The organism is Enterobacter cloacae complex sp. P12RS, assembly GCF_014895875.1.
GTDB classification, from domain to species: domain Bacteria; phylum Pseudomonadota; class Gammaproteobacteria; order Enterobacterales; family Enterobacteriaceae; genus Enterobacter; species Enterobacter bugandensis.
In genome coordinates, this window is sequence record NZ_JADBQO010000021.1 from 20,096 (window position 1) to 41,826 (window position 21,731).

The window sequence follows — 21,731 nt, forward strand, 5'->3', positions numbered from 1 at the left end:
TAAAATGAACAAAAATACTCTAATCCTTGTTGTTGAAGATGAAAACGAAATTGCCGAAATAATGATGAGTTACTTAGAGCGTTCTGGGATGAAAACGCTGAGAGCCCGGCAGGGCGAGCAGGCGATAGCGCTTAATCGGCTCCATAAACCGGATCTTATCTTGCTGGATATCCATCTGCCCGTATGCGATGGCTGGAGCGTACTCACGACGCTCCGTCAGGAAAGTTCTGTGCCCGTCATTATGGTGTCCGCACTCGATCAGGACGTGGATAAGCTGATGGGGCTTAGGCTTGGCGCGGATGATTACGTCATCAAACCTTTCAACCCTTCCGAAGTGGTCGCGCGGGTTGAAGCCGTGCTGCGCAGAACCAGACCCGCTCTTCAGCAGGCGGGTGCCGTGCCTCTCAGGACGCCTTTTATTACGGTCTACCCGGACGATTTCTACGTTGAGGTCACCGTGGGCGAAGAGGTAGTCTCCCCGGTATTAACGACGACGGAATTTAAACTTCTTACTTACCTGGTGAGATACCCGCGAAAGGTCTGTTCCCGGGAAGAGTTACTTAACGCGTGTCTGCCGGAAGGCGATACGCTCGACAGAACGGTAGACAGCCATATGAGCAAGCTGCGTAAAAAGCTGGAGCTTGCAGGCCTTTATGGCGTTCCTGAGAGCATCAGGGGGATGGGCTATCGACTCGGGGAGAAAAAATGAACAGAGATTCTGTCCTGAGTCGGCAGATCTTAACGTATATGCTGCTGCTGACGTTTATGATCATTGCCATTGCGGTACTGGGCTCCTGGTTTTTTTACTCTTTTATTCTCGATCACCTCCCCGGCGGTGCCGTTGAGGGCGATGACGAGCAAATGACGATGTGGGACTGGGTGTGGATCGGGACCGCGACAACAATCAGTCTAATAATCGCGATATTTTTAACGATAAAACTTTCTTCACGAATACTCACCCCGTTAAACGCGGTAGCGTCCAGCCTGAGAAAAATTTCTCAGGGCCAGCTGGATGCCCGTGCTTATTGCGCCAGCTCCCGTCTGGGAGAGGTCAATCATCTGGTCACGGATTTCAATGAAATGGCGGAAAAACTCCAGACGCTGGATATTCAGAGGAAATCCTGGAACGCCGCCATTGCCCATGAGCTGAGAACCCCGGTCACGATTTTACGCGGGCGGCTTCAGGGGCTGGTTGACGGCGTTTTTGAGCCGGATCCGCTGCTTTTTAATAATCTTCTCAAGCAGACTGAGGGGTTAACCCGTTTGATTGAAGATCTTCGGGTGATCAGCTCTGACGGCGGGGCGGGTTATACGCTGTATAAATCCAGAACGGACCTCAAAGGCACAATCCAGGATGCGCTTGATACTTTCATGCCCGAGTTCAAGCACAATCAGTTTGTGATTAAAACAGAGTTGAGGGAACAGCGATGCGTGTTCGATCCGTTGCGCATCAATCAGTGTCTGGCCGTTCTGTTTGACAACGCATTACATTATTCAACTTCGCAAAAACTCATCGTAAAAAATGGCGTCTCTGATAAAGGCAATTATATCCTTATTGAGGATGGCGGGCCGGGCATTCCCAGGGAATTTCATGATTTCTTATTTCAACCTTTCCAGCGGGATAAAGGTGCCAGAGATGTTAATCCCGAAGGATGTGGTTTAGGCTTATCGGTGGTAAAAGCCATCATGCTGGCTCATGGTGGCGATGTAACGTATACCTTATCGAAGCAAAACCACTCCCTGTTCAAACTGACCTGGCCCGATGCCTGAGCCCTGGCGGCAGGTCAGCCTGGCCTGCCCGCCGATAGCGGCAACTGCCATATATCGCCTAACTTTGTATCCCATTCCAGAGGGGTAATTCGCAATTTGCCCCGTTTTGGGCTTAAGGTTATTTCACTGAAGTAAATTTCATCGCTTTTCAACATGAGGTCAACGCGGCAGTAGTCAAGACCCTTCGCCAGCTCCTGAGAGGCCAGCAGAGCCTCACGGAACAATTTCGGCTCGCCGGGCGCGACCGGCGTATTAGGATATTCCATCTGGAAGGGCTGTAAATTCCAGTGTCGGTCGTAAACGTTGATAAACTCTCTGCCGAGGTCATCCGTAAAATCGGCCTCAACATAGTGTGCGACGCCGTGAAAACAGTGAATTCTCAGCATTTCCGGCGTGCTGTTCCTGTCCGCATTATTGAAAAGATCGACATAGGGCTCACACAGTATAACGGGTGTAATATTTTTGTACTGCCACTCGCGCGTGGTGTAATACAAATTCTTCTTTAATGCGAGAGTGAGCTTTTTTCGGGCCTGCCGGTAATTGAACTGGTTTTTGTTTGTACAGATTATTGTGCTTCCACTGTCATGATTGCACTTAAGGACGAATTGATCGGGCAGTGTTGAAAAATCGATATGCGAAAACCTGCGGTATACACCAATCAAAGGCACCGCTTTTACTCGCGTTGTTCTGGACGCAACGTATTCGCGGACGGCGAGTTTATCGGCAAGCATTGTGTAGAGATTATTATGGTCATAGACCAGGCGATGACATATTTTTTCACTCAACGTAGTGGGTGATTTAATGTCAGGGGTTATGCCTGATGTCTTTTTGAGTTTTGCAGTGTGAAAATTGAGGTCCGTCATGAAATATGAACGGCATTTTCTGATGAGATACTCCGTATATTTTAGAACATATGTGGTGGTGTTCATTTCTTCTCCTCCGTAATGTTCCGTTATTCTGGAGAAGAACTATTGATGGATATTGCTAAAAATATGGAGCAGGGATGGAGACAAAAAATAAAAGGATTAAATAGCGCACGCAGGCTATTTAATCCTTATTTGAGCGGAGCAATCCGTGTTTACCGCCGCGCTTAACGGTCTTTTCTCCACGCATCGGCGGTCAATGCTTCACCGAAATGCCCGGCAATCAGCCTTTTCGTCAGCTCATGAAGCGGGGAGGCCATCACATCCGCCGTGCTGCCGCGCTCGACGACTTCCCCCTGGTGCATGACCATTACCTGATCGCTGATGTGCTTCATCATCCCCAGATGCTGGGTGACGTAGATGTAGGAGATACCCTGCTTTTCCTGTAATTCGAGCATCAGGTTAATCAGCTGCGAGCGCATCGACATATCCAGCGAGGCAAGCGCTTCGTCTGCAACGATCACTTTCGGGCGCAGAATCAACGCGCGGGCCAGACCCAGACGCTGTTTCTGACCGGGAGCCAGCATATGCGGGTAGTAGCTTTCGTGATCCGGTAACAGCCCAACCATACGCAGCGTTTCGAAGATACGCTTGCGGCGCGCCTCTGGCTCCAGTTCGGTATTCAGACGCAGAGGGAAATCAAGGATCTGCGAAATGCGCTGGCGTGGATTAAGCGAGGTAGACGGATCCTGAAAGATCATGCGGATGCGCTGGCTGCGGAAAGAGTAATCGCCAAACTGCAGAGGATGATCGTCAATCAACACTTCTCCAGCAGTGGGCTCGACCATGCCGGCAAGCATTTTCGCCAGCGTGGATTTACCGGAGCCGTTTTCGCCGATGATCGCCAGCGTCTGTTTTTCACGCAGGGTAAAACTCAGCGGCTTAACCGCTTCGACAGTCTGACGATGAAACAGCCCCGTGCGATAGCGAAAGGTCTTACTCAGATTGCGGACTTCCAGCAAGGTTTCGACCATTTCACTCTCTCTCCATGTTCAGCGGGAAATGACAGGCGTAAAGATGATTTTTGGCGCCGGTCAGGCGCGGCGTTTCGATACATTTACGCTGAGCATACGGACAACGCGGCCCCAGACGACAGCCTATCGGCAACGATTCCAGCAGCGGAATCGCTCCGGGCAGGGTATTCAGACGGCTCTTGTGCGGCATGGCGCTGCCAAAATCAGGAATGGCGCGGATAAGCGCCTGCGTATATGGATGGTGCGGCGCGGCGATCAGCTCCTCACTCGGGGCAGTTTCGACCGTTTGCCCGCAGTACATCACGTCAATTTTATCCGCCCATTTGCTGAGCATTTGCAGGTCATGGCTGATCAGCAAAATGGTGGTGTTATTGTTCTGGTTCAGGCGCGACAGCAGGCGGAAAATTTGTGCCTGGGTGGTCGGCTCCATCGCGTTGGTGGGTTCATCCGCAATCAGCAAACGCGGCTGATTAGCCAGGGCGATGGCAATCATCACCTTCTGGCATTCACCGTCGGTCAGCTCATACGGGAAGCTGCGCATCGCGTCTTTATGGTCTTTGATCCCGACGCGGTGTAATAGCTCAATGGCGCGGCGCTTGCGCCAGCCGAAACGCTGCCACCAGCGGCCTTTATAGGTCCAGCCGGGGATGTTCTGCATCAGCTGTTTGCCTACGCGCTCGGACGGATCGAGGCAGGACTGTGGCTCCTGGAAAATCATCGAGACGTTATGGCCGACCAGCTTGCGACGCTCGCGCGGTGAGAGGCGCAGCAGGTCTATATCGTCGAACCGCATGCGGTCGGCGGTCACGCGCCAGTTGTCTTTCGCCACGCCGCAGATCGCTTTGGCGATCAGGCTTTTTCCCGAACCAGATTCACCCACCAGCCCGCGAATCTCGCCCTCGGCGAGAGTAATGCTGATGCGATCGACGGCTTTAACCCAGCCTTCACCGGTTTTGAATTCAATGGTGAGGTTGCGAATATCAAGAAGCGGCATTATTGCACCCCCGCGTTAATTGCACGGCGAATACCATCGCCCAGCAGGTTGATCAGCAACACGCTTACCATAATCGCCGCCCCCGGCAGCATAACCGTCCACGGCGCCACGTAGATTAGCTCCAGCGCGTCACCGAGCATCGCACCCCATTCAGGGGACGGCAGCTGCGCACCGAGGTCGAGGAACCCGAGCGCAGCGATGTCCAGGATCGCCATCGACAGCGCGCGGGTGATCTCGGTGACCAGCCCGGCGGCGATGTTTGGCAGAACGGCAAACCACAAAATATTGAAGGTCGTCGCGCCGTCCAGACGGGCCGCAACGACATACTCTTTTTCCAGCTCGTCATGCACCATGCTGTAAACCGAGCGCACGATGCGGGGGAGGATAGCCAGCCAGACGGCGAACATTGCATGCGACAGATGCGGACCGGCAAAGGCAACCACAATGATTGCCAGCAGCAGAGACGGAATCGACAGCAGCGTGTCCAGAATGTGGTTCAGCACCGCCGAGCGCAGGCCATGCGTGGAGCCCGCGAAAATACCGAGCGCCAGTCCACAGAGCGTCGCCGCAAGCGTCACGACAAACGCGCCGCCCACCGTCGGGGCTGCCCCGCTTAACAGACGGCTCAATACGTCGCGTCCGAGATCGTCAGTGCCGAGGAAGAATGAGACTTCGCCGTAGCGTGACCAGGAAGGCGGTAGCAGCTGATAGCCAAGGAACTGCTGATCGATGCCATAAGGCGCAAACCACGAACCAAAGAGGCAAAGCAATACCAGACCGGCGCAGCCATAAAGGCCGATCATTGCCGTGGTGTCACCATAGAACTTTCGCCACACGGTACGCAGCGCACCGGGCGTGCGCTTTTCACTGTAAACGTTATCGTAAGGCATACCATTCCTTATGCTTCAATGGGTTAGCCATCGCACCCAAAATATCGGACAACACGTTAACAATAATGACCAGCGAACCAATCACCATCACACCCGCTGAGATAGCAGCATAATCCTGCTGACGGATGGCGTTAATCAGCCAGCGTCCCAGCCCGGGCCAGCTAAAGACCATCTCGGTGATCATGGCCAGCGTAAGCATGGTGGAAAACTGCAGCCCCAGGCGCGGAATTACCGGCGGCAGAGCGTTGTGCAGGACGTTGCGGCGTAGTATGGTCAGGCGCGACAATCCGCGCGTGGCGGCAGCTTTGACATAGTTCTGCTCAAACACCTCGATGGTGCTCAGGCGCATCAGACGGATCACCTCGGTTGTCGGCGCAACCGCCAGCGTCAGCACCGGCAGTACCATATGACGCAGGGCGCTGACGATCATCTCATGGCGCCAGACGGAATCGGACAGCCAGGCGTCAATGATGGCAAAACCCGTTACCGTTTTAACCGTATAGAGCAGGTCAAAACGGCCAGAGACCGGTAGCCAACCCATCGTCAGCGAGAAGAACAGCGTCAGCAGCAGCGCCAGCCAGAATACCGGGATAGAGAAGCCGAGCAGGGCAAGGGCGCTGATAAACTTATCCTGCCATTTGTTGCGGTAGATCCCGGCCAGCATGCCCACGGGAATACCTACCATCAGGGCAAAGCCGAAGGCCAGAATGCACAGCTCCATCGTGGCCGGGAACACCTCCTTCAGCTGCTCGGAGATAAGCTGCCCGTTGATGCTCGACACGCCGAAATCCCAGTGCAGCAGACCGTTAAACCAGAACAGCCAGGCATCCCACAGCGATGAGCCCTGTAGCGGGGCATGCGGCGTGAAATAGCTCAGGCTGAAGCCGACAAAGTTCAGGAAAAAGAGCGTCACCAGCAGTAAAAGGAGCCGACGCAAGGTAAAAATAATCATGGTTTTTTCACCTCTTGTTCTTTTTCACGCGATACGCCGGCGAACGAGGCGTTGCCGAACGGGCTCAGCACCAGGCCTTTAATATCATAGCGGTAGGCCTGAAGGCGCAGGGAAGAGGCCAGCGGAAGCACCGGCAGTTCCTGAGCGAGTATCTTTTGCGCTTCATCGTAAGCGTCAATGCGCGAGGCCAGCTGTTGGGAAGAGAGCGCTTTTTGCAGCACGGCGTCGAACTCCCGGTTACACCAGTGGGCGTAGTTGGTCTGCGAATTTATCGCAGCACAGCTCAGCAGCGGCCGGAAGAAGCTGTCCGGATCGTTACTGTCGGTAGCCCAGCCTGTCAGGGTGAGGTCGTGATTCATATCCATCAGGCGCGCCTCCTGGAAACGGCCCTCAACCGGTACGATGATCACCTTGACGCCCACCTGCGCCATATCCGCCTGCAGCAGTTCAGCGGTTTTCAGCGGGCTCGGGTTCCACGCCTGGGAGCTGGTGGGCACCCAAAGCTGGAGCGTCAGGTTTTCCGCGCCCAGCGCTTTCAGTTGTTCACGCGCTTTTGCCGGATTGTATTCCGTAATTTTAGCCTCACCGTCGTAGGCCCACGAGGCGCGCGGTAAAATTGAGGCGGCGGTTTCCGCCGTGCCGTAGTAGATCGACTGCATCAGACGCTGGTTGTTGATCGCCAGCGCCAGAGCGTGACGTACGGCAGGGTTGTTAAGCGGCGGCTTATCGGTGTTAAAGGCCAGATAAGCGATGTTCATCCCCGGGCGTAACGTCAGACGCAGACGCGGATCGTCGCGCAAAATGGTGAGCTGGCTGGCAGCGGGCCAGGCGAGCACGTCGCATTCCCCGGTGAGCAGTTTCGAGAGCCGTCCCGTTCCGCCAGACCCGAGATCGACCACCACCTGCGGCATCAGCGGCGTACCGCGCCAGAAATGTTCGTGGCGCTGCAGGCGAATATATTGCCCCGCGCGGTATTCGGCCAACTGGAATGGACCGGTACCGACCGGCTGGCGGTCGAGCAGCTCCTGACGATCTTTTTTCGTCAGCTTCGCCGCGTATTCGGCGGACATAACGGACGCATAGTGGGTCGCCAGATGCCAGAGGAAGGAGGCATCCGGGCGCGTCAGCGTAAATTCAACCGTCCGGCTATCCAGCTTGCGCACGCTTTTAACGGTGTCGGCAAACTGCAGGCTGTCGAAATAGGGGAAATTATCCCCGTTAACGTTATGCCACGGGTGGTTACGGTTAAAGATACGCTGGAAGGTGAAGACCACGTCATCCGCGTTCAGCTTGCGCGTAGGGGTAAACCACGGCGTACGCTGAAACGCGACATCATCGCGCAGGCGAAAACGGTAGGTTGCACCGTTATCCAGGACTTCCCAGCTTTCCGCAAGTTCAGGCACCAGGCGATAGGTGTACGGGTCGACATCAAGCAGACGGTCGTAAAGCTGCGCGGCGAGCGTATCCACAATCAGGCCGCTGCCCGCTTTTTGCGGGTTGAAGGTGTCCACCTGGCCACTGACGCAATAGACGAAGCCGCTGTCACGAATGTCAGGCTGCGTAGACTGCCCGGGCGCAGCAAACGCCAGGCCGCTGAACAGACCGAGTGCAAAAAAGGACGATAAAACCAGACGCATAATTTTTAAGGTTTTTAGGTTCGATCTGCAAAGTGTATCGCACTTACGCCTGCTTCGTAAAAATGTCTGCGGGTAAGTGCCGATATTGTCAGCGCATTTGATGTTTTTTAAGCAATGCCCGTAACTGATGGTAGGTCAGGCCCAGGAGTTCGGCCGCGCGTTTCTGGTTATATTTCGCCGCCTTCAGGCTTTGCTCCAGCAACTGTTGTTCCTGCTCGTGCTGGAACTGGCGCAAATCAAGGGGCAGCGCGGGAGTATCGCCTGACGATGACGGGGAGGAAACCGGCGGCGCATTGCGCTGAAAAGGATCGATAATGATATTGTCCAGCTCCGTCTCGCTGCTGCCGTGGCGGTAAACAGAACGTTCCACAACGTTCTTCAGTTCGCGGATATTTCCCGGCCAGCGGTAGGCCAGAAGCGTCTCCCGCGCATGATCGCTGAAGCCGGGGAAAAGAGGGAGACCGAGCTCGCGGCACATCTGAATCGCAAATTGTTGAGCAAGCAGCATGATGTCGCTTCTCCTGTCGCGCAGGGGCGGAAGCTGAACGACGTCAAAGGCCAGGCGGTCAAGCAGATCGGCACGGAATTTCTCCTCCGCGACCATCTCCGGCAGATTGGCGTTGGTGGCGCAGACCAGGCGCACGTTAACCTGCAGCGGCTGGCTGCCGCCGACGCGCTCCAGTTCACCATACTCAATCACGCGTAGCAGCTTTTCCTGCACCAGCATCGGCGCGGTGGCGAGTTCATCAAGGAACAGGGTGCCGCCGTCGGCGCGCTCAAAACGTCCCGGATGGCGCTTTTGAGCGCCGGTAAACGCGCCCGCCTCGTGGCCGAACAGCTCGGTGTCGAGCAGGTTTTCATTCAGCGCCGCACAATTTAGAGAAATGAAGGGGCCGTCCCAGCGTCCGGATAAATAGTGCAGACGGTTGGCAATCAGTTCCTTACCCGTGCCGCGCTCGCCGATAATCAGCACCGGTTTGTTGAGCGGCGCAAGGCGAGAAACCTGTTCCAGTACCTCAAGAAAGCTGTTGGCTTCGCCGAGTAAGTTATCTTTGTATTGAGCCATGATGAAATTAACCACTCCTTAGCGATATTCACCAGGTCAGCATAGTTCTGTGATGAATAAAAATCAATCACATCTTTTAAAATCAATAAGATAAAAACTGGCACGAGAATTGTATTATCAGTACAGCAGGGCATAGCCCGATAACAGAACTATGAGGATTTGATTATGGGTATTTTTTCTCGTTTTGCCGACATCGTGAACGCCAACATCAACTCACTGCTGGAGAAAGCAGAAGATCCGCAGAAGCTGGTGCGCCTGATGATTCAGGAGATGGAAGACACGCTGGTTGAAGTGCGTTCTACCTCCGCCCGTGCGCTGGCTGAGAAAAAGCAGTTAACGCGCCGTATCGAGCAGGCCACCGCTCAGCTCAATGAATGGCAGGAAAAGGCGGAACTCGCCCTGCGCAAAGATAAAGAAGATCTTGCTCGCGCAGCGTTAATTGAAAAGCAGAAGCTGGCGGACATGATCGCTACGCTGGAGCATGAAGTCACGCTGGTGGAAGACACGCTCACCCGCATGAAAAAAGAGATTGGTGAGCTCGAAAATAAACTGAGCGAAACCCGCGCGCGTCAGCAGGCGCTGACCCTGCGTCATCAGGCGGCAAGCTCTTCCCGCGACGTGCGTCGTCAGTTGGACAGCGGCAAGCTGGATGAGGCCATGGCGCGTTTTGAGTCATTCGAGCGTCGTATCGACCAGATGGAAGCGGAAGCAGAGAGCCACGGCATCGGTAAGCAAAAGTCGCTGGATCAACAGTTTGCCGATCTGAAAGCGGACGATGAAATCAGCGAGCAGCTGGCGGCATTGAAAGCCAAAATGAAGCAAGATAACCAATAATAATGTTGCGGCACCTGAGCGTGCCGCTAAGCATCCGACGACAAGGAGTACACATGAGCGCGCTTTTCCTGGCCATTCCCCTGACGATTTTCGTGCTGTTTGTTTTGCCGATTTGGCTATGGCTGCACTACAGCAACCGTTCTTCAGGGAACGATTTATCCCAGAGTGAACAACAACGTCTTGCGCAGCTTACCGACCAGGCTAACAAGATGCGCGATCGCATTCAGGCGCTGGAAGCAATCCTGGATGCAGAACATCCTAACTGGAGGGACCGTTAATGTCAGGACTGAATCTGAACAAAAAATTGTGGCGAATTCCACAGCAGGGCATGGTGCGCGGCGTTTGCGCCGGGCTGGCCCATTATCTCGACGTTCCGGTAAAGCTGGTTCGTGTGGTCACGGTGCTGTCGATATTTTTCGGCCTGGCGTTTATCACTTTCGTGGCCTACATCGTGCTGTCGTTTGTACTTGACCCGATGCCGGAAGGCGAACTGGCTGCGGAAGGCGCGCCTACCAGTAACGATCTTCTCAATGCGGTTGACGATCGGCTGGCTGAAGGGGAGAAGCGGTTACGTGAAATGGAACGCTATGTCACATCCGATACCTTTACGCTGAGAAGTCGTTTTCGTCAGCTTTAAGAGAGAATATACATGAAGAAAAACTGGCAACAGGCCGGTCAGAAGGTAAAACCCGGCCTGAAAATCGCAGGTAAACTGGTTCTGATGACGGCGTTACGTTACGGCCCGGCAGGTGTGGCGGGCTGGGCGATCAAATCTGTTGCCCGCAAGCCGGTCAGAATGTTGCTGGCCGTGGCGCTTGAACCTCTGTTGCAAAAAGCGGCAAAGCGGCTGTCACGCCGCTACTTATCCCGATAATTCACGCTCGCGTTAGCCCTTTCTCTCCCCGGAAGGGCTAACGACATTTCATCCCTTTCCCTCACTTTCTTTGCGGCAGCTCACATTACTGCACAGAGCTGCTTTGTAATTGCGTTTTTCAGCCTCCCGGTTCGTTGACAGATATTTTTCAGGGGAGTAGATTGCCCCTCGTGGGACCGCTACCATGGAAAATAATGTGAACGCAAAAATTAAAAAACTTATCAATCATATTTACGGTGAATCATTTTCTGAAGCACATTTTAAAGTGTTATTAACAAAGCTTGAACAAGCTGCTGTTGATATTACAGAAAAGCGTAAATCAGGCTGGGATGAAAAAGATGTCGTTCTGATCACCTACGCCGATCAGTTCTCCGCGAAAGGGGAGAAAGCGTTGCCGGTATTTACCCGCTTTTATAATGAGTGGCTTGCTCGCACGTTTTCCCATGTCCACCTTTTACCTTTTTATCCGTGGTCCTCTGATGACGGATTTTCCGTTATTGATTACCACAACGTTGCGCCTGAAACCGGGACCTGGCAAGACGTTGCTGATTTAAAACAGTCTGCCAGCTTAATGTTTGATTTCGTCTGCAACCATATGTCAGCAAAAAGTGAATGGTTTGCTAATTATCTTGCGCAGAAACCTGGCTACGAAGATTTCTTTATTGCTGTCGATCCAGAAACTGATTTATCTGCGGTGACGCGTCCTCGCGCATTACCGTTGCTGACGCCGTTTACGCTGCATGATGGCAGCGTGCGTCATCTTTGGACCACCTTCAGCGATGACCAGATCGATCTTAACTTCGCCTCGCCTCAGGTGCTGATTGCGATGGTTGACGTGCTGCTCCATTACCTGGCGGAAGGGGCGCGTTATATCCGTCTGGACGCCGTCGGATTTATGTGGAAGATCCCTGGAACAAGCTGCATCCATCTGGAACAGACTCACTGCCTTATCCAGCTTTTCCGTGCTATTACCGAGGCCGTGGCGCCGGGTACCGTGATCATTACTGAGACGAACGTTCCGCATAAGGACAATATCTCTTATTTCGGTGACGGTGAAAATGAAGCTCAGATGGTCTACCAGTTCTCCTTGCCGCCGCTGGTGCTGCATGCAGTGCACCGTCAGGATGTTAACGCTCTCTGTCAGTGGGCGGGATCGCTGGCGCTGCCTTCAACAAAAACGACCTGGTTCAATTTCCTGGCGTCTCATGACGGTATCGGTCTGAACCCACTGCGCGGCATTCTGCCGGAATCAGAAATCCTCGCACTGGTTGAGAAACTTCAGCAGGAAGGGGCGCTGGTTAACTGGAAAAATAATCCTGACGGTACGCGCAGTCCTTACGAAATTAATGTGACCTATCTTGACGCGTTAAGCGCGCAAAACAGTTCAGATGATGAACGCATTGCGCGCTTTATTCTGGCGCATGCGGTGCTGTTAAGTTTCCCAGGTGTACCTGCCGTGTATATTCAAAGTATTCTTGGCTCCCGTAACGATTATGAAGGGGTCGAGCGCCTCGGCTATAACCGCGCGATAAACCGCAAGAAATATACCGCAGGTCAGGTTGATCTCGAACTTAATAATAAAAATAGCATTCGTCATAAAATTTATTCCCGTTTAAGCGAGTTTATTGCGATTCGTCGTGGGGAAAGTGCGTTTCACCCTGATGCCCAGGCATTTTTTGAATCACTGGATGAACAAATTCTTAAAATTGTTCGCGTGGCTGATAACGGTGAGAGAATTACAGCCCTGTTTAATTTTAGTAATAACGTTCATACCGTTTATGGGGACACGCTTACTGGTATGGAATTACTATCAGGACAAGCTGTTAGCGGTAAAGAGCTGACCCTCAATCCATGGCAGGTTATGTGGATTAAAGAAAACTAAAAAGGACCCTAAAATGAAAATGCCCAAAATTGTGCTGTTATCAGCACTGGTTTCGTGCGCCCTGTTATCAGGCTGTAAAGATGATAAAGCGTCTGCTGTGACCATTGAGTTCATGCACTCGTCAGTAGAGCAGGAGCGCCAGGCGGTTATTACGAAACTGATCGAAAAATTCGAGAAAGAAAACCCCGGCATTACGGTGAAGCAGGTGCCGGTGGAAGAAGATGCCTACAACACCAAAGTGATTACGCTCGCCAGAACGGGCGCGCTGCCTGAAGTGATTGAAGTCAGCCATGATTACGCGAAAGTCATGGATAAGGAACAACTGCTGGATCGCAAGGCTATCGGTGAAGCCATTGAAGCGGTAGGCGAAAAGACCTTCTATGACGGGATCCTGCGCGTTGTGCGTACTGAAGACGGCACAGCCTGGACAGGGGTGCCGATGAGCGCCTGGCTGTCCGGCGTCTGGTATCACAAAGATGTGCTTGCCGCTGCGGGTATTCAGGAACCGCATAACTGGGAACAGCTGCTGAAAGCCAGCCAGAAGCTTAACGACCCGGCCAACAAACATTACGGTATTGCGCTGCCCACCGCGGAAAGCGTCATGACCGAGCAGGCGTTCTCCCAGTTTGCGCTTTCCGGCGGCGCGAACGTTTTTGATGCCAACGGAAACGTTGAAATTGACACCCCTGAAATGGCGAAAGCGCTGGCGTTCTATAAAGCGCTGGCCGCAACCACCATGCCGGGCTCGAACGACGTCATGGAGATCAAAGATGCCTTCATGAACGGTTCTGCACCGATGGCCGTCTATTCCACCTACATCCTGCCAGCGGTATTCCAGGATGGTAACCCTGCCAACCTTGGCTTCGTTGTCCCGACAGAAAAGTCCTCTGCCGTTTATGGCATGGTCACCTCGTTGACGATCACCAGCGGACAAACCGAAGAAGAAACGCAAGCGGCTGAAAAGTTTGTTACGTGGATGGAGCAGGCTCAAAACGCAACCGACTGGGTCATGATGTCGCCGGGCGCGGCGCTGCCGGTGAACACGCTGGTCGTAGGAACGGATACCTGGAAAAACAACGAGGTGATTAAAGCGTTTGGGCAACTGCCTTATGAACTGATCGCCCAATTCCCGAACGTACAGGTGTTTGGTGCTGTCGGCGACAAAAACTTCACGCGCATGGGCGATGTGACAGGGTCCGGCATTATCAGCTCCATGGTGCATAACGTCACCGTGGGTAAACAAGATCTCAGCGCAACGCTTAGCAAGAGCCAGACGCGACTGACTGACCTGATTTCACAACGATAGGAGCGCTCTGCGGAAGGAAATTATGAAGACGTTGTTTTCTGGTCGTTCAGATATGCCTTTCGCCATGCTGCTGTTGGCCCCCAGCCTGATTTTGCTGGGGGGCCTGGTGGCCTGGCCAATGATTTCCAATATTGAAATCAGTTTCTTACGCCTGCCGCTTAACCCGCGTATTGATGCGGTGTTTGTTGGCCTGGATAACTACATCCGCATTCTGGGGGATGCTGCGTTCTGGCACTCGCTGTGGATGACGTTCTGGTATACGGCGCTGGTCGTGCTCGGCAGCACCGGGCTGGGGCTTGCCGTCGCCATCTTCTTTAACCGTGAGTTTCGTCTCCGGAAGACGGCGCGTTCGCTGGTGATTTTATCCTACGTGACACCCTCTATTTCCCTGGTATTTGCCTGGAAATACATGTTCAACAACGGCTACGGCATTGTGAACTATCTGGGCGTCGATCTGCTGCATCTGTATGACCAGGCGCCGCTCTGGTTCGACAACCCTGGCAGCAGCTTCGTGCTGGTGGTGCTGTTCGCCATCTGGCGCTACTTCCCGTATGCCTTTATTTCATTCCTGGCGATTTTGCAGACCATTGATAAATCGCTGTATGAAGCGGCAGAGATGGACGGAGCCAACGCCTGGCAGCGTTTCCGTATCGTCACGTTGCCCGCCATCATGCCTGTACTGGCAACGGTGGTGACGCTGCGAACCATCTGGATGTTCTACATGTTTGCGGATGTTTATCTGCTGACCACGAAGGTCGATATTCTGGGCGTGTATCTCTATAAAACTGCCTTTGCATTCAACGATCTGGGCAAAGCAGCCGCCATTTCTGTTGTGCTGTTTGTGATCATCTTCGCCGTCATTCTGCTGACCAGAAAAAGGGTAAACCTCAATGGCAACAAATAAACGCATACTGGGCCGTATTGGTTTCTATCTGGGGCTGGTGGTATTTCTGATTATCACGCTGTTCCCGTTCTTCGTGATGCTGATGACGTCATTCAAGAGCGCGAAAGAGGCCATATCGCTGAATCCGACTATTCTGCCGCAGGCGTGGACGCTTCAGCATTACGTTGACATCTTTAACCCGCTAATTTTCCCGTTCGTGGATTATTTCCGCAACAGCATGGTGGTGTCGCTGACGTCATCGGTAATTGCTGTGTTTCTCGGCACGCTGGGCGCTTACGCCTTGTCCAAGCTGCGTTTTAAAGGACGTGCGACGATCAACGCGAGCTTCTACACCGTCTATATGTTCTCCGGGATTTTGCTGGTGGTGCCGCTGTTCAAAATCATCACCGCGCTCGGCATTTACGACACTGAACTGGCGCTGATCATCACCATGGTGACCCAGACGTTGCCTACGGCGGTATTCATGCTGCGCAGCTATTTCGACACCATTCCGGACGAAATAGAAGAGGCCGCGATGATGGATGGTCTGAACCGCCTGCAAATCATCTTCCGCATTACCGTGCCGCTGGCCATTTCCGGTCTCGTGTCGGTGTTTGTTTACTGCTTCATGGTGGCATGGAACGACTACCTGTTTGCCTCCATTTTCCTGTCCAGCGCCAGCAACTTTACCCTGCCGGTCGGGCTGAACACGCTCTTTAGTACGCCAGATTATATCTGGGGTCGCATGATGGCGGCATCGCTGGTGACGGCGCTTCCGGTGGTCATCATGTACGCACTCTCTGAACGTTTTATTAAAAGTGGTTTGACCGCCGGTGGCGTCAAGGGCTAAGGCGGCCAATTTTTTATCAGGAGCAAGTTATGAAGAAGTTAGTTGCGACAGCGCCACGCGTAGCGGCGCTGGTGGAGTATGAAGACCGTGCTGTGGAAGCACATGAAGTGAAAATTCGCGCCCGCTTTGGCGCCCCGAAGCACGGAACGGAAGTCGTGGATTTCCGCGCGGCAAGCCCGTTTATTGATGAAGAGTTCAACGCAGAGTGGCAGATGTTCACGCCGCGTGAAGAGGGCGCTGCGCGCGGTATCGAATTCGGTAAGTTCCAGCTGGGCAACATGATCGTTGGCGACATTATTGAATGCGGTGCAGACGTAACGGAATACCAGATCGGCGACAGCGTCTGCTGCTACGGCCCGCTGCAGGAAACGGTCATCGTTAACGCGGTGAACAACTATAAGCTGCGTAAAATGCCGCAGGGCGCGTCCTGGAAGAATGCCGTTTGCTACGATCCGGCGCAGTTCGCCATGAGCGGCGTGCGTGATGCCAACGTCCGTGTGGGTGACTTTGTTGTCGTGGTCGGTCTGGGAGCCATCGGACAGATTGCGATTCAGCTGGCGAAAAAAGCCGGTGCGTCAGTGGTTATCGGCGTTGATCCGATTGAACACCGCTGTGAGATCGCTCGCCGTCACGGCGCGGACCACTGCCTGAATCCAATCGGTACCGATGTCGGTCTGGAAATTAAAAAGCTGACCGGGAAGCAGGGCGCGGACGTGATCATCGAAACCAGCGGCTTTGCGGATGCGCTGCAGTCCGCGCTGCGCGGGCTCGCCTACGGCGGCACCATCTCCTACGTGGCCTTCGCCAAACCGTTTGCGGCAGGCTTCAACCTGGGCCGCGAAGCGCACTTCAACAACGCGAAGATTGTCTTCTCCCGCGCCTGCAGTGAACCGAACCCGGACTATCCGCGCTGGAGCCGCAAGCGTATCGAAGAGACCTGCTGGGAATTGCTGATGAACGGTTATCTGAACTGTGAAGATCTGATCGACCCGGTCGTCACCTTCACCACCAGCCCGGAAAGCTATATGAAGTATGTCGATCAGCATCCGGAACTCAGTATCAAAATGGGCGTCACTTTTTAAGCTAAGGACAGCAAATCATGAAGATCGCAACACAAAACCAGGCCTTTTTCCCGACCAATATCATGGAAAAATTCGAGTACATCAAAGCGATGGGTTTTGATGGCTACGAAATTGACGGACGTCTGCTGGTGGAAAATCTCGACGAAGTGAAAGCCGCAATCAAAGCCACGGGCCTGCCGGTGACGACAGCATGTGGCGGGTACGATGGCTGGATCGGTGATTTCATCGAAGAACGCCGTCTGAACGGATTACAGCAGATCGAACGCATTCTGGAAGCGCTGGCGGAAGTCGGCGGAAAGGGCATTATCGTGCCTGCTGCCTGGGGCATGTTTACCTTCCGTCTGCCGCCAATGACCTCTCCACGCAGCCTGGACGGTGACCGCAAAGCCGTAAGCGCCTCGCTGCGCTGGCTGGATGAGGTGGCCGCGCGCACCGGCACCACCGTCTACCTGGAGCCGCTGAACCGCTACCAGGATCATATGATCAACACCCTGGCAGACGCGCGTCGTTATATCGAAGAGAACGGCCTGAAGCACGTGCAGATCATCGGTGATTTCTATCACATGAACATTGAAGAAGACTCGCTGACGGACGCGCTGCATCAGAACCGCGATCTGCTGGGTCATGTTCACATTGCAGATAACCATCGCTATCAGCCGGGCAGCGGTAGCCTCGATTTCGCCAGCCTGTTCGGTCAGCTGCGTGCCGATAACTATCAGGGATACGTAGTGTATGAATGCCGTGTTCGCGCCGAGGATCCGGCTAAGGCTTATCAGGACTCTCTCACTTATTTGCGTGAATGCTAAGGATGACGAGCGTGATGAGTGCTTCTACACCTTCGCCTCTGCGCGTCGCCATTATTGGCGCCGGGCAGGTCGCGGACAAAGTGCATGCCTCGTATTACGCCACGCGCAGTGATGTTCAAATGGTGGCTGTCATGGACAGCCGCCTTGAGCAGGCACAGGCGTTCGCGGAACGTTATGCTATTCCATCGGCATGGCAGGACGCTCACGAGATGTTGCAGGCAGTAAAACCGGATGTGGTGAGCGTCTGTTCGCCCAACCGGTTCCATTTTGAACACGTGATGGCGGCGCTCGAGGCGGGTTGCCATGTGATGTGTGAAAAGCCCCCGGCGATGACGCCGCAGCAGGCTGATGAGATGCGCATCGCGGCGCGCAAGGCAGGAAAAGTCCTGGCCTATGATTTTCACCATCGCTTTGCCCTGGATACCCAACTCCTGCGCAATGCGGTAATGAACGGAACGCTCGGTGAGGTTTACTTTACCTCAGCGCAGGCGCTGCGTCGCTGCGGTGTGCCGGGGTGGGGCGTTTTTACCAACAAATCGCTACAGGGCGGTGGACCGCTTATTGATATCGGCATTCATATGCTCGACGCCGCAATGTATGTCCTGGGTTTCCCGGCGGTCAAACGGGTGACTGCGCACAGCTTCCAAAGGCTGGGAAACCGTAAAAGCACCGGTCAGTTTGGCGAGTGGGATCCTGCGCAATTTACCGTGGAAGATGCGCTGTTTGGCACGATTGAATTCTGCAACGGCGGCATTTTGCGTCTGGACACCTCCTTTGCGCTTAACATTCGCGAGCAGTGGATCATGAACGTCTCTTTCTGCGGTGAAAAGGCGGGTGCAACGCTGTTCCCGGCGCACATCTACAACGACGAAGCCGGTGTTTTAGAAACCCTTACCCAGCGCGAAGAGGCGGACGATCAGCGCCATCTGCGCAGCATGGATGCCTTTGTACGTCACGTGCTGGGAGAGCCCGTGATGATTGCCGATGCAGAACAGGGACTGGTAATTCAGCAGCTTGTTGGCGCGCTTTATGAATCCGCAGAAACAGGGGAAAGCGTAACACTATGCTGAACGTCTCTGTATTAACCGATCCGGGCTTTTGTCCACACAGCCTGAATAAATACGCCTCCATCATGGCATGCGGCAATGGCTACATGGGCATTCGCGCTGCGCATGAAGAAGAGTACACCCAACAGACCAGAGGCATGTATCTCGCTGGGCTGTATCATCGCGCGGGGCGCAACGAGACCACCGAGCTGGTCAATCTGCCGGATATCACCGGTATTGATGTAGAGCTGGACGGCGTCAATTTCACGCTCCTGGCCGGGGAAATTCTTGAGTGGCAGCGCGAGCTGGCCTTTGCAAACGGCGAACTGCATCGTAACGTTGTCTGGCGTTCGCCCGACGGCAAGCGCTATCGGCTGGAGAGCCGTCGTTTTGTATCGCTGGACCAGCTGCCTTTAGTGGCTATGCAGCTCTCGATCACGCCTCTTGATGCCGCCACGCATGCCGTGCTGAAAACCGGCATCGACGCGACGCAAACGAACAGCGGCAGACAGCATCTGGATGAACTCTCGGTCAGGGTCTTTGATCAACACTATATGCAGGGGGTGTATGAAACGCAGGATCGGGCGTCGGAGGTTGTTGTTTCGGCGTTTTGTCAGCTCTCCGCGAAGAGCGACAGCTGCTTCGCCGCCAAAAATCGTCGTCTCAGCGTTCACCATTCGCTGACGATTGCGCAGGGTGACACTGTCACGCTTGAGAAAATCGTCTGGCTGACGCATCGCAGTGATAAAGCGCTGTCACAGGAGTCTTTTGCGCGCAACGCGCTGGCCGATCTCAAACTTTCTGCCGCAAGAGGTTACGACGCATTGCTTGAAAGCTCAGCGTATGCCTGGAAAGAGGTCTGGCGTGATGCCCGGGTGGAAGTGACTTCCGCAGAGCAACAGGATCAGATGGCGCTGGATTATGCCGTCTGGCATCTCACCACGATGACGCCTGCCCATGATGAGCGAAGCAGTATCGCTGCGAAGGGGCTGACGGGAGAGGGGTATAAAGGCCACGTCTTCTGGGATACCGAAATTTTCCTGCTGCCTTTCCATCTGTTTACCCGCCCGCAGGTTGCCCGCAGCCTGCTGCGCTATCGCTGGCTTAATCTGGCTGGCGCACGGGAAAAAGCCCGTCGTAACGGCTGGCCGGGCGCGTTGTTCCCATGGGAAAGCGCCGCAAGCGGAGAGGAAGAGACGCCTGAGTTCGCGGCAATCAACATCCGCACCGGGGTACGCCAGAAGGTGGCTTCCGCACTTGCAGAGCATCACATCGTGGCTGATATTGCCTGGGCCGTCGTTGCGTACTGGCAGGCGACGCATGATGACGCCTTTATGCGTAACGAAGGCCTGACGCTGCTGATGGAAACGGCTTTGTTCTGGATGGGACGCGCAACGGACGTCAATGGTCGTCTGGAAATCCATGATGTGATCGGACCGGACGAATACACCGAGCACGTGAACAACAACGCTTACACCAACTATCTGGCCTGGCACAACGTTGCCTGCGCGCGCCAGTTTATGGCGATGTTTGGGCGTGAGGATGAGCGTTTTACGGAGAATGCCTCGCAGTTCCTGGCGCGCTTATGGCTACCGGAGGCCGATGCAGACGGTGTGATCCCGCAGGATGATTCCTTCATGGCAAAACCTGCCATCGATCTGAGCCGCTACAAAGCCAAAGCGGGTAAGCAGACGATTCTGCTCGATTATTCCCGCGCGGAAGTGAACGAGATGCAGATCCTGAAGCAGGCAGATGTGGTGATGCTTAACTACCTGCTGCCAGAACGGTTTACGCCACGGCAATGCGCCGCCAATCTGGCGTTCTATGAGCCACGCACGATCCATGATTCTTCCCTGAGCAAGGCCATTCACGGGATTGTACTCGCGCGCTGCGGTGACACGCAGGGGGCCTATGCCTTCTGGCGCGATGGCATCGCCATTGATTTGGGCGAGGATCCGCACAGCAGCGATGAGGGCATTCATGCCGCGGCAACCGGTGCGATCTGGTCTGGCGCAATTCAGGGATTTGCTGGCCTGCAAATCATTGAAGGGGAACTGCATCTCGCGCCAAAACTGCCTGCTCACTGGCAGAAACTCGCTTTCCCGCTGCGGTGGCGGAACGCAGCAATGCACTTCACGTATGAAAACGAGGTGTTAACCATTGAAACCACGGCGCCTGCCACGCTGACGCTGTGGGGCAAAACGCTGCATGTATCGGAGCGAAAAGTTTGCACCTATAAGGACTTTTCTGTATCCGCATCTGGGACCGCTACCACGGAGGGGCAACATGACGCTTAAGGCTGTTGTATTCGATTTGGACGGTGTGATCACCGATACCGCGCATCTTCACTTTCTGGCCTGGCGTGCCGTGGCGGAGGAAATTGGCATTACCTTCGACGAAGTGTTTAACGAACAGCTTAAGGGGATAAGCCGCATGGATTCCCTCCAGCGCATTCTGAAGCACGGCGGAAAAGAGGGGATGTTTAGTGAGGAGCAGTGCCTGGCGCTTGCGACGAAAAAAAATGCGCTTTACGTCCAGTCGCTGGCATCACTGACGCAGGATTCTCTGCTGCCGGGGATCCGCGACGTGCTGGCGGAGATCCGTGCCGCGAAGGTCAAGATTGGGCTGGCATCCGTATCGCTCAATGCCCCAGGGATTTTGCACGCGCTGGGCATTCATCAGGCCTTCGATTTTTGCGCTGATGCTTCCCGCATTTGCCGTTCAAAGCCGGACCCGGAGATCTTCCTTGCGGCCTGTGCGGGGCTGAACGTGCATCCTGCAGAGGCGATTGGCATTGAAGATGCCGCTGCGGGTGTTGAAGCAATCAACGCCGCAGGAATGCTGTCGGTCGGGATTGGGCCTGGCCTTAACCATGCGGGATTACAACTTCATTCAACGCGGGAACTGACCTGGAAATGCCTGACAGAATTCTGGGCGTCCCGGGCGTATTGATAAGGAATAA

Annotated in this window: 22 protein-coding genes; 15 read left to right on the forward strand and 7 right to left on the reverse strand. The window is 54.3% G+C overall.

The window, feature by feature from the left end; all coding sequences use genetic code 11:
- Nucleotides 1–4 precede the first annotated feature (4 nt).
- Together IM284_RS14095 and IM284_RS14100 are read left to right on the forward strand one after the other, a co-directional pair.
- Nucleotides 5–709: a response regulator gene (locus IM284_RS14095; protein ID WP_047368693.1), complete on the forward strand. Its 705-nt coding sequence runs from the start codon at nucleotides 5–7 to the stop codon at nucleotides 707–709.
- The gene (locus IM284_RS14100) at nucleotides 706–1,770 is read left to right on the forward strand and encodes an ATP-binding protein (RefSeq protein WP_047368692.1); all 1,065 of its coding nucleotides are present in this window, start codon (nucleotides 706–708) and stop codon (nucleotides 1,768–1,770) included. The genes IM284_RS14095 and IM284_RS14100 overlap by 4 nt, the downstream gene beginning before the upstream one ends.
- 14 nt (nucleotides 1,771–1,784) lie before the next feature.
- On the opposite strand, the gene IM284_RS14105 is transcribed toward IM284_RS14100, so the two are convergent.
- The 7 genes from IM284_RS14105 to pspF form a co-directional block, all read right to left on the reverse strand.
- A complete protein-coding gene (locus IM284_RS14105; protein ID WP_047368691.1) occupies nucleotides 1,785–2,699 on the reverse strand; it encodes an ATP-grasp fold amidoligase family protein in 915 nt (304 codons plus the stop codon).
- 161 nt (nucleotides 2,700–2,860) lie between these two features.
- Nucleotides 2,861–3,667 (reverse strand): putrescine export ABC transporter ATP-binding protein SapF, encoded by an 807-nt coding sequence (gene sapF / locus IM284_RS14110; RefSeq protein WP_028013385.1) that lies wholly within the window; start codon nucleotides 3,665–3,667, stop codon nucleotides 2,861–2,863.
- Nucleotide 3,668: 1 nt separating this feature from the next.
- Nucleotides 3,669–4,661 carry a putrescine export ABC transporter ATP-binding protein SapD gene (gene sapD / locus IM284_RS14115; protein WP_028013384.1) on the reverse strand — a complete coding sequence of 331 codons (993 nt, stop codon included), beginning with the start codon at nucleotides 4,659–4,661 and terminating at the stop codon, nucleotides 3,669–3,671.
- On the reverse strand, nucleotides 4,661–5,551 hold the full coding sequence (sapC, locus tag IM284_RS14120; protein ID WP_028013383.1) for a putrescine export ABC transporter permease SapC: 891 nt from the start codon (nucleotides 5,549–5,551) through the stop codon (nucleotides 4,661–4,663). Before sapC ends, sapD begins: the two co-directional genes overlap by 1 nt.
- Complete coding sequence (gene sapB, locus IM284_RS14125) at nucleotides 5,538–6,503, reverse strand: putrescine export ABC transporter permease SapB (RefSeq protein WP_041909670.1); 966 nt, start codon at nucleotides 6,501–6,503, stop codon at nucleotides 5,538–5,540. Before sapB ends, sapC begins: the two co-directional genes overlap by 14 nt.
- On the reverse strand, nucleotides 6,500–8,140 hold the full coding sequence (gene sapA / locus IM284_RS14130) for an ABC transporter substrate-binding protein SapA (protein WP_028013381.1): 1,641 nt from the start codon (nucleotides 8,138–8,140) through the stop codon (nucleotides 6,500–6,502). The genes sapB and sapA overlap by 4 nt, the downstream gene beginning before the upstream one ends.
- Nucleotides 8,141–8,228: 88 nt before the next feature.
- Nucleotides 8,229–9,221 (reverse strand): phage shock protein operon transcriptional activator, encoded by a 993-nt coding sequence (gene pspF, locus IM284_RS14135; protein ID WP_162497080.1) that lies wholly within the window; start codon nucleotides 9,219–9,221, stop codon nucleotides 8,229–8,231.
- A 150-nt stretch (nucleotides 9,222–9,371) separates the two neighbouring features.
- Between pspF and pspA the strand changes: the two genes are divergently transcribed.
- The 13 genes from pspA to pgmB all read left to right on the forward strand — a co-directional run bounded on the left by pspA (nucleotide 9,372) and on the right by pgmB (nucleotide 21,721).
- Entirely contained in the window at nucleotides 9,372–10,040 is a 669-nt protein-coding gene (gene pspA / locus IM284_RS14140) for a phage shock protein PspA (protein WP_028013379.1), read from the forward strand.
- 53 nt (nucleotides 10,041–10,093) lie between these two features.
- Complete coding sequence (pspB, locus tag IM284_RS14145; RefSeq protein WP_028013378.1) at nucleotides 10,094–10,318, forward strand: envelope stress response membrane protein PspB; 225 nt, start codon at nucleotides 10,094–10,096, stop codon at nucleotides 10,316–10,318.
- Nucleotides 10,318–10,677: an envelope stress response membrane protein PspC gene (pspC, locus tag IM284_RS14150; protein ID WP_028013377.1), complete on the forward strand. Its 360-nt coding sequence runs from the start codon at nucleotides 10,318–10,320 to the stop codon at nucleotides 10,675–10,677. Before pspB ends, pspC begins: the two co-directional genes overlap by 1 nt.
- A gap of 12 nt (nucleotides 10,678–10,689) precedes the next feature.
- Complete coding sequence (gene pspD, locus IM284_RS14155; protein WP_028013376.1) at nucleotides 10,690–10,914, forward strand: phage shock protein PspD; 225 nt, start codon at nucleotides 10,690–10,692, stop codon at nucleotides 10,912–10,914.
- A 184-nt stretch (nucleotides 10,915–11,098) separates the two neighbouring features.
- Entirely contained in the window at nucleotides 11,099–12,796 is a 1,698-nt protein-coding gene (locus tag IM284_RS14160; protein ID WP_047368689.1) for a sugar phosphorylase, read from the forward strand.
- Nucleotides 12,797–12,809: 13 nt separating this feature from the next.
- Nucleotides 12,810–14,102: an ABC transporter substrate-binding protein gene (locus IM284_RS14165; protein WP_047368688.1), complete on the forward strand. Its 1,293-nt coding sequence runs from the start codon at nucleotides 12,810–12,812 to the stop codon at nucleotides 14,100–14,102.
- 22 nt (nucleotides 14,103–14,124) lie between these two features.
- Nucleotides 14,125–15,006: a carbohydrate ABC transporter permease gene (locus IM284_RS14170; protein ID WP_028013373.1), complete on the forward strand. Its 882-nt coding sequence runs from the start codon at nucleotides 14,125–14,127 to the stop codon at nucleotides 15,004–15,006.
- Nucleotides 14,993–15,835, forward strand: a complete 843-nt coding sequence (locus IM284_RS14175) for a carbohydrate ABC transporter permease (RefSeq protein WP_045630526.1) — start codon at nucleotides 14,993–14,995, stop codon at nucleotides 15,833–15,835. The genes IM284_RS14170 and IM284_RS14175 overlap by 14 nt, the downstream gene beginning before the upstream one ends.
- Before the next feature lie 29 nt (nucleotides 15,836–15,864).
- Nucleotides 15,865–16,917: a zinc-binding alcohol dehydrogenase gene (locus tag IM284_RS14180; RefSeq protein ID WP_041909681.1), complete on the forward strand. Its 1,053-nt coding sequence runs from the start codon at nucleotides 15,865–15,867 to the stop codon at nucleotides 16,915–16,917.
- Nucleotides 16,918–16,934: 17 nt separating this feature from the next.
- Nucleotides 16,935–17,723 carry a sugar phosphate isomerase/epimerase gene (locus IM284_RS14185; protein ID WP_047368687.1) on the forward strand — a complete coding sequence of 263 codons (789 nt, stop codon included), beginning with the start codon at nucleotides 16,935–16,937 and terminating at the stop codon, nucleotides 17,721–17,723.
- Nucleotides 17,724–17,734: 11 nt separating this feature from the next.
- Complete coding sequence (locus tag IM284_RS14190) at nucleotides 17,735–18,793, forward strand: Gfo/Idh/MocA family protein (protein ID WP_120247366.1); 1,059 nt, start codon at nucleotides 17,735–17,737, stop codon at nucleotides 18,791–18,793.
- Nucleotides 18,787–21,066 (forward strand): glycoside hydrolase family 65 protein, encoded by a 2,280-nt coding sequence (locus tag IM284_RS14195; RefSeq protein ID WP_193055828.1) that lies wholly within the window; start codon nucleotides 18,787–18,789, stop codon nucleotides 21,064–21,066. Before IM284_RS14190 ends, IM284_RS14195 begins: the two co-directional genes overlap by 7 nt.
- A complete protein-coding gene (gene pgmB, locus IM284_RS14200) occupies nucleotides 21,056–21,721 on the forward strand; it encodes a beta-phosphoglucomutase (RefSeq protein ID WP_047368685.1) in 666 nt (221 codons plus the stop codon). Before IM284_RS14195 ends, pgmB begins: the two co-directional genes overlap by 11 nt.
- Nucleotides 21,722–21,731: the final 10 nt, after the last annotated feature.

Coding starts and splice junctions, on each gene's coding strand:
- IM284_RS14160 (WP_047368689.1), top strand. CDS start 11,099: ATGGAAAATAATGTGAACGCAAAAATTAAAAAACTTATCAATCATATT.
- IM284_RS14185 (WP_047368687.1), top strand. CDS start 16,935: ATGAAGATCGCAACACAAAACCAGGCCTTTTTCCCGACCAATATCATG.
- IM284_RS14175 (WP_045630526.1), top strand. CDS start 14,993: ATGGCAACAAATAAACGCATACTGGGCCGTATTGGTTTCTATCTGGGG.
- pspB (WP_028013378.1), top strand. CDS start 10,094: ATGAGCGCGCTTTTCCTGGCCATTCCCCTGACGATTTTCGTGCTGTTT.
- IM284_RS14100 (WP_047368692.1), top strand. CDS start 706: ATGAACAGAGATTCTGTCCTGAGTCGGCAGATCTTAACGTATATGCTG.
- pgmB (WP_047368685.1), top strand. CDS start 21,056: ATGACGCTTAAGGCTGTTGTATTCGATTTGGACGGTGTGATCACCGAT.
- sapC (WP_028013383.1), bottom strand. CDS start 5,551: ATGCCTTACGATAACGTTTACAGTGAAAAGCGCACGCCCGGTGCGCTG.
- pspD (WP_028013376.1), top strand. CDS start 10,690: ATGAAGAAAAACTGGCAACAGGCCGGTCAGAAGGTAAAACCCGGCCTG.
- sapF (WP_028013385.1), bottom strand. CDS start 3,667: ATGGTCGAAACCTTGCTGGAAGTCCGCAATCTGAGTAAGACCTTTCGC.
- pspC (WP_028013377.1), top strand. CDS start 10,318: ATGTCAGGACTGAATCTGAACAAAAAATTGTGGCGAATTCCACAGCAG.
- IM284_RS14165 (WP_047368688.1), top strand. CDS start 12,810: ATGAAAATGCCCAAAATTGTGCTGTTATCAGCACTGGTTTCGTGCGCC.
- IM284_RS14095 (WP_047368693.1), top strand. CDS start 5: ATGAACAAAAATACTCTAATCCTTGTTGTTGAAGATGAAAACGAAATT.
- sapB (WP_041909670.1), bottom strand. CDS start 6,503: ATGATTATTTTTACCTTGCGTCGGCTCCTTTTACTGCTGGTGACGCTC.
- IM284_RS14170 (WP_028013373.1), top strand. CDS start 14,125: ATGAAGACGTTGTTTTCTGGTCGTTCAGATATGCCTTTCGCCATGCTG.
- pspA (WP_028013379.1), top strand. CDS start 9,372: ATGGGTATTTTTTCTCGTTTTGCCGACATCGTGAACGCCAACATCAAC.
- sapD (WP_028013384.1), bottom strand. CDS start 4,661: ATGCCGCTTCTTGATATTCGCAACCTCACCATTGAATTCAAAACCGGT.
- IM284_RS14105 (WP_047368691.1), bottom strand. CDS start 2,699: ATGAACACCACCACATATGTTCTAAAATATACGGAGTATCTCATCAGA.
- IM284_RS14180 (WP_041909681.1), top strand. CDS start 15,865: ATGAAGAAGTTAGTTGCGACAGCGCCACGCGTAGCGGCGCTGGTGGAG.
- IM284_RS14195 (WP_193055828.1), top strand. CDS start 18,787: ATGCTGAACGTCTCTGTATTAACCGATCCGGGCTTTTGTCCACACAGC.
- sapA (WP_028013381.1), bottom strand. CDS start 8,140: ATGCGTCTGGTTTTATCGTCCTTTTTTGCACTCGGTCTGTTCAGCGGC.